Annotated in this window: 13 protein-coding genes and 3 pseudogenes; 7 read left to right on the top strand and 9 right to left on the bottom strand. The window is 62.8% G+C overall.

Going from position 1 to position 12,890, the window contains the following annotated elements:
* Positions 1-44: 44 nt before the first annotated feature.
* From C5J22_RS17480 to C5J22_RS17470, 3 genes and pseudogenes are all read left to right on the top strand, one after another.
* Positions 45-667, top strand: a pseudogene (locus C5J22_RS17480) (aquaporin).
* Between the two features lie 154 nt (positions 668-821).
* Positions 822-1,238, top strand: coding sequence for a hypothetical protein (locus C5J22_RS17475; protein ID WP_105439253.1), 417 nt, complete (start codon positions 822-824; stop codon positions 1,236-1,238).
* A gap of 125 nt (positions 1,239-1,363) precedes the next feature.
* Entirely contained in the window at positions 1,364-1,789 is a 426-nt protein-coding gene (locus tag C5J22_RS17470) for a DUF309 domain-containing protein (RefSeq protein WP_245440445.1), read from the top strand.
* Positions 1,790-1,825: 36 nt separating this feature from the next.
* Here C5J22_RS17470 and rpsU read toward each other — a convergent pair whose 3' ends face one another.
* Positions 1,826-2,080, bottom strand: a complete 255-nt coding sequence (gene rpsU, locus C5J22_RS17465) for a 30S ribosomal protein S21 (protein ID WP_105439251.1) — start codon at positions 2,078-2,080, stop codon at positions 1,826-1,828.
* Between the two features lie 360 nt (positions 2,081-2,440).
* Between rpsU and C5J22_RS17460 the strand changes: the two are divergent.
* Together C5J22_RS17460 and C5J22_RS17455 are read left to right on the top strand one after the other, a co-directional pair.
* Positions 2,441-2,893: pseudogene (locus tag C5J22_RS17460) on the top strand (transposase family protein); the annotation flags it as partial.
* A pseudogene (locus tag C5J22_RS17455) lies at positions 2,881-3,162 on the top strand (IS630 family transposase); the annotation flags it as partial. The pseudogenes C5J22_RS17460 and C5J22_RS17455, both read left to right, overlap by 13 nt.
* A gap of 52 nt (positions 3,163-3,214) precedes the next feature.
* Here the strand turns inward: C5J22_RS17455 and C5J22_RS17450 are convergent.
* From C5J22_RS17450 to C5J22_RS17415, 8 genes are all read right to left on the bottom strand, one after another.
* Complete coding sequence (locus C5J22_RS17450; RefSeq protein WP_105439250.1) at positions 3,215-3,940, bottom strand: hypothetical protein; 726 nt, start codon at positions 3,938-3,940, stop codon at positions 3,215-3,217.
* Positions 3,937-4,971, bottom strand: a complete 1,035-nt coding sequence (locus C5J22_RS17445) for a zinc-binding dehydrogenase (protein ID WP_105439249.1) — start codon at positions 4,969-4,971, stop codon at positions 3,937-3,939. Before C5J22_RS17445 ends, C5J22_RS17450 begins: the two co-directional genes overlap by 4 nt.
* Before the next feature lie 59 nt (positions 4,972-5,030).
* Positions 5,031-5,888 carry an ABC transporter permease gene (locus C5J22_RS17440; RefSeq protein WP_105439248.1) on the bottom strand — a complete coding sequence of 286 codons (858 nt, stop codon included), beginning with the start codon at positions 5,886-5,888 and terminating at the stop codon, positions 5,031-5,033.
* On the bottom strand, positions 5,881-6,648 hold the full coding sequence (locus tag C5J22_RS17435; RefSeq protein ID WP_105439247.1) for an ABC transporter ATP-binding protein: 768 nt from the start codon (positions 6,646-6,648) through the stop codon (positions 5,881-5,883). The genes C5J22_RS17440 and C5J22_RS17435 overlap by 8 nt, the downstream gene beginning before the upstream one ends.
* Positions 6,649-6,700: 52 nt before the next feature.
* Positions 6,701-7,726 (bottom strand): ABC transporter substrate-binding protein, encoded by a 1,026-nt coding sequence (locus C5J22_RS17430; protein ID WP_105439246.1) that lies wholly within the window; start codon positions 7,724-7,726, stop codon positions 6,701-6,703.
* A 144-nt stretch (positions 7,727-7,870) separates the two neighbouring features.
* Positions 7,871-8,824: a LysR family transcriptional regulator gene (locus C5J22_RS17425; RefSeq protein ID WP_105439245.1), complete on the bottom strand. Its 954-nt coding sequence runs from the start codon at positions 8,822-8,824 to the stop codon at positions 7,871-7,873.
* Complete coding sequence (locus tag C5J22_RS17420) at positions 8,805-9,722, bottom strand: alpha/beta hydrolase (protein WP_105439244.1); 918 nt, start codon at positions 9,720-9,722, stop codon at positions 8,805-8,807. Before C5J22_RS17420 ends, C5J22_RS17425 begins: the two co-directional genes overlap by 20 nt.
* Entirely contained in the window at positions 9,716-10,648 is a 933-nt protein-coding gene (locus tag C5J22_RS17415; RefSeq protein ID WP_105439243.1) for a LysR substrate-binding domain-containing protein, read from the bottom strand. The genes C5J22_RS17420 and C5J22_RS17415 overlap by 7 nt, the downstream gene beginning before the upstream one ends.
* Before the next feature lie 109 nt (positions 10,649-10,757).
* On the opposite strand from C5J22_RS17415, the gene C5J22_RS17410 reads away from it, so the two are divergent.
* Both C5J22_RS17410 and C5J22_RS17405 read left to right on the top strand, forming a co-directional pair.
* Entirely contained in the window at positions 10,758-11,576 is an 819-nt protein-coding gene (locus C5J22_RS17410) for a shikimate dehydrogenase (RefSeq protein WP_105439242.1), read from the top strand.
* Positions 11,566-12,828 (top strand): FAD-dependent oxidoreductase, encoded by a 1,263-nt coding sequence (locus C5J22_RS17405; protein WP_105439241.1) that lies wholly within the window; start codon positions 11,566-11,568, stop codon positions 12,826-12,828. Before C5J22_RS17410 ends, C5J22_RS17405 begins: the two co-directional genes overlap by 11 nt.
* Positions 12,829-12,890 lie beyond the last annotated feature (62 nt).

Genomic DNA, 12,890 nt, shown 5'->3' with positions numbered 1-12,890 from the left:
TGATCTATAATGTGGCGGTGGTGCGGTCGTTGGGGCCACCATCGATGGGAAGGGGAAACTCGACGAGCATGAAAAAATATTCTGCAGAGGCAATCGGTACGTTCTTGGTTGACGTTTGGCGGATGCGGTAGCGCGGTTATTGCAGCCGGCTTACCGGACGTGGGTATCGGCTATCTAGGCGTCTCGATTGCTTTCGGTTTGACGGTTATCACAATGGCCTACGCTATTGGCCATATCTCAGGATGCCACCTCAATCCTGCCGTCACGGTTGGCCTTGCGGCCGGCGGGCGATTTCCGACAAGCCAGATCATCCCATATATCGTGGCGCAGGTGATCAGCATGTCTGGTAGCTGAGTTCGTGTTGACCGGTATGTTCCTGTTCATCATCATGGGCGCGACGCATGGCAAGGCTCCGGCGGGTTTTGCCCCCCTGGCGATCGGGCTTGGTCTCGCTCTCATTCACCTCATCAGCATCAATGTTACGAACACCTCCGTGAACCCGGCGCGAAGCACCGGTGTGGCGGTTTTTGCCGGCGGCTGGGCGGTGCAACAACTGTGGCTCTTCTGGTTGGCGCCGATGGCTGGCGGTATCGTCGGCGGCGTCCTTTATCGCTGGCTCAGCACCGAGCCGAGCGGTCAGATCGTTGGATCCGTCCCGGCTGAATAGGTAAAACAGCGATGGGCGGCGCTCGCCGCCCATCGCGGCCAATCAGCGCTCAGCCGCGCGTCGCGGCGACTTGACTGGCGTTTGTTAGCAGCGATCCTATCTACAGGGGATGCGTCTCTGCTTGTGAGCAGGACATGATCTAGGGAGGCCAATCATGAAATTCGGACAGTTCTGCGGGTTGATCGCAGACGAGATGGACCTTCAACATAGCGACTTCCTGTTGGGTGCCGAGATCCTTTTTGCTTCGGATCCTGCCGGAAAAATCCAGGAAACTGTACTATCGCTGCCGGACCGTCCGATATCGGCGAAGGACGCGGCACTGCTGATCTGCCTTGTGGTTGCCATGGACCAAGTGCATGTCGATCCCTCGCAATGTGCTGAGGCGGCTGACGATATTGCTGCCCTTGGGCAGAACCTTTCGCTCCTAATCGATGCAGTGGAGAAAGGAGAACCTGCGGTCCTCGACATCAGCGGCCGTTTCGAGGCCAACGTGACCGTTCCTCGATCGTTGACCGCGAAGATTTCGCCGCTGATCCGGGGAGGGGTGGTTCCCCACCTCAAATCGGTTTAACAGCTAAAACCATGGCACGTCCGCGCTGGGTTCCCCATAGACCATTTCCGGCCTATGCATATCTTCCGGGCCGGCACCCGCATCCTGTCCGCGACCCGCTGGGACATAGTTATCAGGCAAAGCCTGTGACGGTTGACGCCAAAATTGAATCAGAAGAGTTCCTGTGGGGTGAAGATCTCTTCAATCACGGCTACTATTGGGAGGCTCATGAGGCGTGGGAAGGAATTTGGCACGTCTCTGACAAGTGCAGCGAAATCCGGGCCGTCTTGAAAGGCCTGATCCTGCTTTCGGCCGCCGGCGTGAAAATCAGGGAGGGCAAGCGCACAGCAGCCATGCGACACGCCGGACGCGCAGCGGGGTTGTTTCGGAACCTGGCGAATGGTCAGCGTCATCACCTTGAGCGGGCGCTCGGCATTCGGCTGGATAGACTTGCCGAGCGCGCAGAGACAACAGCAGCCGCTCCACCAGTGTTGCTGGGAGCCAGCAGGGGCCGGCCTGAACCGGTCTTCGAGTTCATCCTTGGAAGCAAACTTGCGCCTCCAAACACCTGAAAGCATGTGATGTTGCTCCAGGCAACTCGCTGGGAATTAGCCGGCAGGTTTCGGACGGACTGGGGGCTTCGCCTTTTTCGGCGCAATTATTCCAAGCTCGCGATTCAGTTTTTTCAGTGCCACCTTACGCGTCCGGCGGATACCTTCCGCCTTTTCACGCGCACACTTCACGGAAGGCTTTTCATAATGCTCCCGAAGACGCATCTCCCGAAACACGCCTTCCTGCTGCAACTTCTTCTTCAGGAAGCGCAAAGCCTGATCAACATTGTTATCCCGCACCAGAACTTGCAAGTGTCACTCCCATATTTTAGACCGGCCCTCCATACGCGTACGGCCGGCCTCTGGCAATATTGCCCGCGTGAGAAGCGGGAATGACCGTTTCAGCAGCGGCAGCGACCCGAATTCAGTGCCGGTTTCCGCTATCTTATTGGTTCTTTAAACCACAGCTATAGCAGCAATGCCTGCTTCAGCGGCCGCTCGTATCAAAGCCTCTTGTCGGTTGGCAGTTAACCGGGTTCTTCCTCACTTTGTGTGGTTCACCTGTCGTTAGCGAGGTTGTCGCTATGGGCGGGCATGCGAACAAATTCGAAATGGTCGCCCGGCCCAGGGGTCAAGATACTGGGTGTCGCGCTCACTGTTGACGACAGGTGGATTGTTTCCGCCGCTGGATCCGCGATCGGCATCTGCCCCGATTGTGGACGGCGAAGCCGAAGTAGGCATGGCTGGTCCCGCCGTAGTCTCCAGGATCTGCCGGTCCAGGGTCAGTCGGTGACAGTGAAACTCCTGGTGAGCCGCTGGCGATGTGCACATGGGGACTGCGCACGACGAACGTTCACCGACCGACTGCCGACGATCGCTGCTCCTTATGCGCACCGGACGAGAAGGGTCGGGGGGATTGTCGGCTTGCTCGGCCACAGCGCCGGCGGCCGTCCTGGCGAGCGGTTGATGGAGCGGCTCGGCCTGCCGGTCAGCGACGACACCATTTTGCGGCAGTTGAAGCGGGATGCTGCGGCGGCTCAACGCAGTTCCGAGATACGGGTGGTCGGCATTGATGATTGGAGCTGGCGGCGGGCGACGAGTTATGGGACCATCCGAAGGTCCGTGCCTGGTTATCACGGCATCCACGATGGACCTTCCACTTCGTCCCGACTTCTTGCTCATGGCTCAACGCTGTCGAGGGCTTCTTCGCGAAACTGACCCGACGACGGCTCAAGCACGGTGTCTTTCATTCCGTCGTCGACCTGCAGGCTGCCATCAAACGCTTCATCAAAGAACACAATCAGGAACCAAAGCCATTCGTCTGGAAAGCCGACCCCAATGAGATCATTGCGGCCGTCAAACGTGGGCACCAAGCGTTGGAATCAATCCACTAGCGCGCTGAGTAGGCTCTCTCCAAGCCTGCCCCGTCAAGGCCACGCTGGCCACCTAGGAAAGGAACTGTGCCCTGAGTCTCTGGCTCACCCCAATCTGCGATCTGTTGCCGGCAAACTCCCCGTCCGCATAGGCCACCACCAGCTCGAACACCTCATCCCGCAGCCTTGCCCGCGGCCGCAGCATTTCGTCCGCCGCCGCCGCAATCCCACCCTGTGCCAACGTCAGCTTGTCTCCGCAAACCCCGTCGACCATCACCACCAGATCGAACGTATCCGGGTTCGTCCGGGCCTCCTGCGAAAATACCGCATAGGGCTGACCGGGTTCGGCAAGCCCTATCCTGAACGCGAGGATCGTGCCTTGGGCAATCATCTCCTCGAGCAATCTCGCCAGCCGCATGCCGGCCGTCTCCGCAGCCTCTCGTCCGACCGAATAGACCTGCACCAGCATAGACCGGCCGATGCCCCGGCCGCCGATGGCGATCGTTATTGCCGGGATGCGTAGCACGCCTGAAAAGTGCCGGCGCATCTTGGCCGACCAGGAGGTGGGGTTGCGGACGAGGTCGAGATAGGCGGGATGTTTGACGACGGTGAGGTCCTCTAGTTCGTAGAGTGTGAAATAGCGGTTCTGGCCAGCATCAAACGCGGCATAGCGGCGGGCGCCGCGCATGCCTGGAGTCGTCAGCCGTTCCGGTACGTGTTCATAGGTATGCCAGGCCTCGTATTCCTCGGTCATTGTGCTCGGATAGAGGTTCCAGAGGGCGAGAAAGGCGTGGCTCATGCGTCGCCCCCGATCGTAAGGACCACCTTGGAGGCCGTGCGGTCATGGGCGGCAGTAAAGCCGGTCATCGCCTCCGCGAGCGGGAGCCGTTGCGAAACGAGCTTGCTTATGGTCTCCTGGTTTTCCGCGAGGAAGGCGATGACGCCGTCCCAGTCGTGCGCCGCCGCACGGTATGAGCCGCGGATCTGCTGGTGCAGACGCACCAGACGCACGAGGTCGATCTCCGCCGGTTTCGAATGGATGCCGACGACGGTGAAGATGCCGCGTTTCTTGAGGTAGGGCAGGGTGGCCGACACCAGCGCCGGAACGCCGGCCGCCTCGATGATCGCGTCGAAGGGCGGATAACCGGCCAACGCCTCTTCCAGCGGTATCTCGGCCGTATCGACTAGGTGCTCGAAGCCGATCGCCCGCAAAGCCCCAAGCCGTGGCCCGTCATTGCGGCCGATCACCACGACCTTGGCGCCCTTCGCACGCGCCAGCACGGCGATCCCCTGGCCGATGAAGCCGGGGCCGATGACGAGAATCCTCTGGCCGGCCTGTACCTCGGCGGTCTTCACCGCCTCGGCGCAGACGGTCATCGGCTCGGTCAGTGCGGCTATTCCCATATCGAGCCGATCGGGCAAGGCATGGCAGTTTGAATAGGGCACGCACACGAATTGTGCGAATGCCCCGTTGCGGCCGATGCCGACACCCTTGCGGTTGCTGCAATTGTCCTCGTCACCGGCAAGGCAGGCGGCACATGTCCCGCATGTGGTGGACGGCCGGGCGGTGACGCGGCGGCCGACCAGGGTGTCGGACAAGCCCGCGCCGACCTTGGCGATCGTACCGGAAAACTCATGCCCCAGGGTCACCGGCATTGCGCCTGCCATGGATTCGTAACCGGGCGTCCAGTCGGCGATATGCAGGTCGGTGCCGCAGATTCCGGCGGAATGGACGCGGACGATCGCCTCGCCCGGCGGTGCTTCGAGCGGGGCATCGACCGCGCGAAATTCCAGGCCCACGGCGGGCCGGACCTTTTGCAAAGCCAACATCTGAATTCTCCGAAATTGTCTGAAAGATCGCGATACGCTTTAGGTCGGTGTGGCTGGCGCTATTCGCGCCAGCTCAGAAAACGCCGCTCAACCTGGCCGATGACGAAGTTGACGATCAGGCCCATGATCGACAGGATGGCAACGCCCGCAAACAGTTTTTCGAGATCGTAGAGCGATCCGGCCGCCAGGATGTAGGAACCAACGCCATATTGCGCACCGAGCATTTCGGCGGCGACGAGCAGGATGATGGCGATGGCGATCGACACGCGCAGGCCCGACAGGATGGCCGGGAAAGCGCCGGGCAGCACGATCTTGCGGACGATCGACCACCAGCTCAGACTAAAGCTTTGGCCCATGCGAATCAGCGAGCGATCGACGTTATCCACCGCGCCATAGGTGGCGACGACAGTTGGCGTGAACGTGCCGAAGGCGATCAGCATGTATTTCGACATTTCGTCGATGCCGAACCAGATGACGAAGAGCGGCAGCAGCGCGATCTTCGGAATGGGAAAGAGCGCCGCGATGAGCGGCACCAGGCCGGCGCGGACATAGCTGAACAGGCCGATCATCACGCCGAGCGCGATGCCGAACCAAATGCCGAGCGCGCCGCCGACCAGCAGGCGTTGCAGCGAGGGGATGAGGTGTTTCCACAATCCGCCCGTCTGCCACAGCTCCACCAGCGTCTCCACCACCGCGGTCGGGCGCGGCAGGGTCAGGCTGGTTATGAAGCCGGTGCGGGTGCCGATTTCGGCAAGCACGAGCAGGGCGGCAAACACGAGAAGCGCCACGCCGCGGATCGGCCGCGGCGCAAAGCCGCCGCCGCGGAAGGGCACTGGCTGGCCGCCGTCGGGCTTTTGGGCTGAACTGTCATTTTTCGAAACGGCCGCCTGCGCCGGAAGCGCGCTGACGTCAGACATTCACCAGCTCCTTGTCGGCGGCCATCGCTTCTTCGCGCATGAGCTCCCAGAGCTCCTTCTGTTTTTCCTCGAGCATCGGATCGCCGAGATGGCGCTCGGCAAGCGGGATATCGATATCGACGATCTGGCGGATGCGGCCCGGCCGGCGGGACAGAACCACGACGCGGTGGCCGAGCCGCACGGCTTCGTTGAGATTGTGAGTGACGTAGACCGACGTGAACGGCTGGCGGGTCCAGAGCGAAATCAGGTCGTCCATCAGAAGTTCGCGGGTCTGGCTGTCGAGCGCCGAAAGCGGCTCGTCCATCAGCATTACGGCGGGCCGCACGGCGAGCGCACGGCTGATCGCGACGCGCTGGCGCATGCCGCCGGACAGCTGTTTCGGCAGCGCGTCACGGAATTCGGAAAGCCGCGTGCGTTCCAGCACGTTGGCGACGATGTCGTCCATCTCGCGGCGGGAAAGGCCGTGGTCTTCCAGCACAAGCCTGATATTGCCCTCGACAGTGCGCCAGGGCAGCAGTGCGAAATGCTGGAAGACGTAGGTCAGTGGGTTGAGACAATCCTGCGGCGGCTGGCCGATCTGCAGCACTTCGCCGGATGACGGGCGCTCAAGCCCGCCGAGAAAGCGCAGCAGCGTGGACTTGCCGCAGCCGGAGGGGCCGATCAGACAGGCGATCTGCCCCTGCGGAATGTCGAGCGAGATGTCCTTCAGGACCTCGACGGAACCATAACAATGCGTGATGTTCTTGAGCTTAAGGTCCATGAGGCCTCCCCGCCGGAGGCCGGCAAGGCCTCCGGTTCAGTGCGTCAGCCGATCAGATCGTCTTGACGTAGGATGTATCGAAAAGCTGCTCGTTGGTGATGCTGTCCTTGACCATGCCTTCGGCCTTGAACCACTCCAACTGCTCGTTGCAGCTCTTCAGCGAAATCGCCATGCCCTTGTTGACGCGCATCGCACCCTCGATGAGGTTCTGCTTGGCGACCTCGAACGGGCTGTCGGCTTCGACATACTTGTAGACGAGCTTTGCCAGCGCATCGCGGGTGGCGTCGTCTGCGGTCTTGTCGACGAAAGCGGCATTATAGTCATCGATCGCCCTGGAATATGCCTGGATGAAGGATTCCGTGAGTGCGCGGTCGTTCTTGGCGTTCTTCGTCGAGGTGAAGCCGGTTGTGACCTGATAATCTGGCGCGTAGTCGGACACGAGGCCGATCTTCTTGGCTGCGCCTTCGCGGATCATCTTGTTGGCGACGTTCGCCTGGATCGCCCATGCATCGATCTGGTTGGTCGACAGCGCGCTGACCAGCGCGCCGAGCTTCTGCAGCGGTTTCAGCTGAATGTTGGCAAGCTTTATTTTGTTGGCGACAGCGATCTTGTGCGCCATGAAATGGAAGGACGAGCCCGTCGTGGTGATGCCGAAGGTCTTGCCAGAAAGCTTGGAAGGGTCCGTAAGGCCAGCTTCATAGGCCTTGTTGGAGGCCAGGATGACGGCGCCGACGATGCCCTTTTCCTCGGTCAGCGCACCACCGACCACCTTGACCGCATCCTTCTGCGCCAAGCTGATCAGCCCGCCGCTCATGGCGGTGACACCGAATTCCGCATCGCCCGAGGCGATCGCCACAGCCATCGGCTGGGCGGCTTCGAAGAACTTCAGTTCGATGTCGAGGCCCGCATCCTTGAAGTAGCCGCGCTCGTAGGCAATGAAGCTCGGCGCATGGCTGGCAAGATTGAGGACGGCGAGATTGCGATTCGTCGCGGCCAGTGCGGGCATGCCGAGTGCAGCAGCAGCGCTGGTGGCGCCCATGGCCATGAGTGCCTGACGGCGGTTCAGGGTGAAAGTCATTTGGGTTGCTCCTCCGAGATCAACGCGCTTGGCGGCGTCATGCCTTCTCACTGCCACTCCATGCATAAGAAGACAACGAACAATGATTATGTCTCCCATGTCCTCAGGACATGGCATATGGTCGCATGAAATACAGGGGTTGTATCACGAAATGCCGGGCAGGCTCGCAAGCTTGCGCGTCAGGATTTCCACGAGCTTGCGCAGGTTCGCCGAATGCGGTCGCCTTCGGTTCCACAGGACCGAGATCTGGAACTGCGGCGCGTTCTCGAGCGGCCGGATGACGAGGTTGCCGCCGACCGGCCCCAAGGTCGTCAGGTAGTCGACCAGCACGATGCCCATCTGCTCGTTGGCGAGCGCCAGCGCCGTATCGGAAAAACGCGCCACGGCGCGGTGGTTGACCTTCACGCCGCCGCGGCTGAGGAAGCTCTCGACCACGCGCTGATGCGCCCCGCCGGCGGCAAAGGCGATGAAATCGGTCCCTTCCAGTTCGGCGGCGCGGATCAGCGTCCGGGCGGACAGCGGATGGGCTTTCGGGATGACGGCGACGAGATCCGCCTTGCCAACATGTTCGGTGGCGATCAGCGGATGGTCGGAGGAGGCGATGGTCACCACCGCCTCGCCGCGCCCGGTGATCAGGTAATCCTCCATCTGGTCGACGGGCAGGACGTCGAAGAACAGCTCGATGCCCGGCACCTCGACGGACAGATCGCGCAGCGCCTGCGGCACCAGGGCACGCGCGACGCTGGCGGTCGAGGCGGTGCGGAACACCGCCGTCTCGCCGCGGGCGATGCGGCCGATCTGGGTTCCGACCCCCATCAGCTGGCGCATCAGCGGATCGATCTCCGCATGGATTTCCAGTGCCTCCGAGGTCGGCACCAGGCCGTTGCGGTCGCGGTCGAACAGCGCGATGCCGAGAATGTCCTCGATGCGGCGGATGGTGCGACTAAGCGAAGGCTGCGAGACGTTCAGCACCTTCGACGCGCCGGTGATCGAGCGCGCCTGCATGACGGCGTGGAACACCTCGATCTGCCGCAGGCTGAGCAGGCCTTCGATCGTCGCCTGTTCGAGCGGCTTGGCGTTACTGCCGCCCGGCGCCATCGGCAGTCCTCGTCAGAAAGGGAAGCAGCATGTCCAGCATTTCCTCGGTACCCGTCTCCGGCAACAGATGGCCGCCGCCGAGGCCGCGGCCGGTGACATTCTCGGCCCAGTCGGCCCAGATATCCAGAGGCTCCCGCCCGCCGCCATATCGCCGGCCTTCCTCCCAGAAGAGCAATACCGGCGCGGTGATCCTGCGGCCATTTTTTCTGTCCGCAAGATCGTCTGCCTCGTCTACCGTCGCTCCGGCGCGATAATCCTCGCACATGGCGTGCCGCACGTCCGGCCTGTCGAAGGCGTTACGATAGTCGGCCAGCGCCAGCGGGTCGAGCCTGTCGAGGCCATGCACCATCTTGTCGAGCGTCACGTCGATGAGGAAACGCGGATCGCCGGCCATCAGCTTTTCCGGCAGCGGCGCCGGCTGGGCCATCATGTACCAGTGCCAGGCGCCCAAACCGAACGCCTTGCTGGCGCCCTCCCACATTTCCGGCGTCGGCACGACCGTCACCGAGACCAGCGCGGTCACGGCCTCCGGAAAGTCGAGGGCCATGCGATAGGCTACTCGACCGCCGCGGTCGTGGCCGATGACGATGTAGCGGTCATGGCCGAGCCCCCGCATCATCGCATGCAGGCTTTGCCCCATCCGGCGTTTCGAACCGGCACCTTCAGGATTGCCCGTCACGGCGCTTTCGCCATAGCCCGGCAGATCCGGTATCACGACACTATGGGAGCCCAGAAGCGCAGGGGCGATCCGGTGCCAACAGGCGCGGGTTTCCGGATAACCGTGCAGCAGCAGCACGGCTGGACCGGTGCCGCCCGTCAGCACCGCAAAACGGGTCTCCGCCGTCTCGACGAACCGGCTCTCGAAGCCGGGGAAAAGCGCATCTGCTTCTCTCAGCATGGTTTGATCACTCCACTCGAATGGCTGCCTTCCGCCAGCGCCACGTCGCGCAGCGCCGCAATCATGCTGTCGACCGCCGCCGGCCGGGGCCGCAGGCGGCTGGTATGCACATAGGCCGAAATCGATACGCTGTTTTCGACCGGGATCGCCACCAGCCCGGCGGCAGTGCAGTCGATGGCCGAAAAGGCGTCGAGAATGGTAACGCCGATCCGCTCCGACACGAAGGAAAGCGCCGCCTCGACGAAATGCACATAGACCGCCGTCGTCCGCGTCACGCCGCAGCGCCGGTAGGTCTCGTCGATGTAGAAACCGTGCGTGGTCGTCGTTCCGAAGGAGATCAGCACCTCGTCTGCCAGATCCGCCGGATGGATCGAGGCCCGCTCGGCAAGCCGATGGCCGGCCGGCACCACGCAGACGAGGCCCGCCTGGGCGATCTCGGTCGTCTCGATGACGGGATCGTCGATGCTGGCGATGGTGGCGACGGATGCGCCGCGGCCGAACAGGAGATAGTCGCGGATGTCGCGCTGCGGCAGGGAGTCGCAACAATAGGTGCCGGCGATGTTTTCCTGCTGCAGCCGCTTCAGCGCCTTCGGGATCAGCCGCATGCCGATGCTCGGCGTCGCGCCGAAACGGAAGGTCGAGGCATTGCCGCGGGCGATCGAATAGATCGCCTCGGACAGCATTTCCGACTGCTGGTGAACCCGCTCGACCTCCTCGAAGATCAGCTGTGCCTCCTGCGTCGCCACCAGTTTCCCGGCGATCCGTGCAAAAAGCGCCACGCCCAGCTGGTCCTCCAGCCGCCGGATGGCGATCGACAGATTGGGCTGCGAAACTCCGAGATGCCGCGCCGCCGCCGTCAGCGACGTCGTCGCCATCACGACCCGGAAAATCTCGATCTGGCGTTCCTTGAGCTTGGGATTTGCCACCCCGTTTCACTCCAGCCTATAAATTTCATTTATGAAGTGCATCCATTTCCATATTGGCGTCAATGGGTCTGCCGCCCTATTCTTCATGTCAACAGAGGATTGAATCCGCATGACTGGAAGCACGACCCGTCTGGTGGCGATCATCGGCACGCCGATCGCGCAGGTGAAATCGCCCGACAATTTCAATCGCCATTTCGCGGCGGCGGGCGAGGACCGGGTGATGATCCCGGTCGACCTGAAGCCCGAACAGGTGGCGGATTTCGTCCGCGCCGTGCGCGGCTGGGAAAACCTCGACGGCTTCGTCGTCACCATCCCCCACAAATCGGCAGTGGCTGAACTGATCGACGAGCTGACGCTGCGCGCCAGATTTCTGGGTGCCGCCAATGTGGTGTGCCGCCACCCGGACGGCCGCCTTTCCGGCGACATGACCGACGGCGAAGGTTTCGTCCGCGCCGCCAGGGCGCATGGTTTTACCGCTGCGGCCAAGTCCGTGCTTTTGGTCGGCGCCGGTGCCGCCGGCCGGGCGATCGGCCACGCGCTCGCCGATCAGGGTGCTTCGGAAATATTCATCAGCGACATGCACCAGGCCGCCGCCGAGATGCTTGCCGCGCGCCTCACCGAGGCGTTTCCGGGTCTTGCCATTTCTGCCGGAGACATTCCGGAGCGGGCCTTCGATCTGGTGGTCAACGCCTCGCCCTGCGGCATGGGGCAGGCGGATCCGCTGCCGGTACCGCAGTCGATCATCGACCTGATGCCCGCCGCGGGTCTGGCCGCCGACGTCATCACCAGCCCCGAACAGACGCCGTTCCTGACGCTCGCCGCCAAACGCGGCCTGAAGATCCAGCTCGGCCGCGAGATGGCCAAGGCACAGCTTTTCGCGCTCGGCGCCGCCATGGGCGTGATGGAGGCTGCCGTCGATGCCGAATAAGCGGGATGCCCGATACGACGTCGTGGTCGTCGGCGGCGGTGCGGCCGGTACCAGCGCTGCGGTCGCTGCGGCAAGGACCAGCGCAAAAGTGGCGCTGGTCGAACGCTACGGTTTCCTCGGCGGCGCGGCGGCCAATTCGCTGGTTCTCGCCTATTGCGGTTTCTATGAAAAAGGCGAGCGCGCCGTGCCGGCCGTCCGCGGCATCGGCGAGGAGCTGCTTCGCACCCTCTCGGAGATCGGCCAGGATGTTGCGCCGACCAAGTCGCGTAGCGGCAACTGGATCGTGCTTCTCGACCCCGAAGCGGTGAAATTCGCCTCCGACCGGCTGACGGAAGAGGCCCGCATTTCCACCCTCCTGCACACCCGGGTGACGGCCGCGACTGTCGCGCGCGATGGCCTAACCTCGGTGACCGTCACCGATCATGCCGGCAGCTACGAAATCTCCGCCGAGGCCTTTGTCGATGCGAGCGGTGAGGCGACGCTTTCCGTGCTGGCCGGCGTCGAGATGAGCGTCGACGCCACCGGAGGCAGCCACGTCCAGCCGGCCTCCATGCCGGTCCGGATCGGCGGCGTGGCGCCCGGCGTTCTGTTCGATCGTGCCCGCATCGCGGACCTGATCGCTGCGCACAACGAGGGCTCAGAAAACCCGATCCTGCGCCCCGATGGCGGCGTGATGTTCCGCCTGCCGCTTTCCGGCGACTACTGGTGGATGACCATCGATCTCGCCACCGACGGCCTGACCGGCGCCGATCTCGGGGCGACCGAACAGCAGGCACGGCGCGAGGCTTGGCGCAATCTGGGCCTGCTCAGGCAGATGCCGGGTTTCGAGAACGCCTATATAATCGCCACCGGCCCGCAGATCGGCATCCGCGAGACACGCCGCCCGAAATCCGTTGAGGACATGACCGGCGCGGCACTTGAAACGGGCCGCCGCCGCCCGGACGGCATCGGCCGCGCCGCCTGGCCGATGGAAGTGCATGAGGCGCCGGGCAAGGCGCGGTTCGTCGAACTCGGCGGCGAAGGTTTCGCCGATATTCCGCCCGGCGCGCTAAAGGCGTCGGGGGTAAGCAACCTCTTCCTATCGGGCCGGGTGGCCGGGGCGGATCCCGCAGCCTACGGTTCGATACGAGTGATGGGCACGGCTTTCGCGACCGGTCAGGCGGCAGGCATCATGGCAGCTCTCCGCCAAGAAGAACCGGGCACGATTTCTCGAATCCGCGCGGAGCTTGTCGCTCAGCATGCGTTGGTGTGATTATTTGTATCTTAGCTGGCTCAAGACGTTGCCCGCGGTTCGAATTCTTATTTCGTATGTAT

This window comes from Neorhizobium sp. T25_13 (assembly GCF_002968675.1).
Classification (GTDB): domain Bacteria; phylum Pseudomonadota; class Alphaproteobacteria; order Rhizobiales; family Rhizobiaceae; genus Neorhizobium; species Neorhizobium tomejilense.
This window is presented reverse-complemented; position numbering and strand designations above follow the sequence as displayed.

Bases quoted from the DNA above. Each gene is read 5' to 3' on its own strand.
- C5J22_RS17475 (WP_105439253.1), top strand. From the start codon at position 822: ATGAAATTCGGACAGTTCTGCGGGTTGATCGCAGACGAGATGGACCTT.
- C5J22_RS17450 (WP_105439250.1), bottom strand. From the start codon at position 3,940: ATGAGCCACGCCTTTCTCGCCCTCTGGAACCTCTATCCGAGCACAATG.
- C5J22_RS17445 (WP_105439249.1), bottom strand. From the start codon at position 4,971: ATGTTGGCTTTGCAAAAGGTCCGGCCCGCCGTGGGCCTGGAATTTCGC.
- C5J22_RS17440 (WP_105439248.1), bottom strand. From the start codon at position 5,888: ATGTCTGACGTCAGCGCGCTTCCGGCGCAGGCGGCCGTTTCGAAAAAT.
- C5J22_RS17435 (WP_105439247.1), bottom strand. From the start codon at position 6,648: ATGGACCTTAAGCTCAAGAACATCACGCATTGTTATGGTTCCGTCGAG.
- C5J22_RS17430 (WP_105439246.1), bottom strand. From the start codon at position 7,726: ATGACTTTCACCCTGAACCGCCGTCAGGCACTCATGGCCATGGGCGCC.
- C5J22_RS17425 (WP_105439245.1), bottom strand. From the start codon at position 8,824: ATGGCGCCGGGCGGCAGTAACGCCAAGCCGCTCGAACAGGCGACGATC.
- C5J22_RS17420 (WP_105439244.1), bottom strand. From the start codon at position 9,722: ATGCTGAGAGAAGCAGATGCGCTTTTCCCCGGCTTCGAGAGCCGGTTC.
- C5J22_RS17410 (WP_105439242.1), top strand. From the start codon at position 10,758: ATGACTGGAAGCACGACCCGTCTGGTGGCGATCATCGGCACGCCGATC.
- C5J22_RS17405 (WP_105439241.1), top strand. From the start codon at position 11,566: ATGCCGAATAAGCGGGATGCCCGATACGACGTCGTGGTCGTCGGCGGC.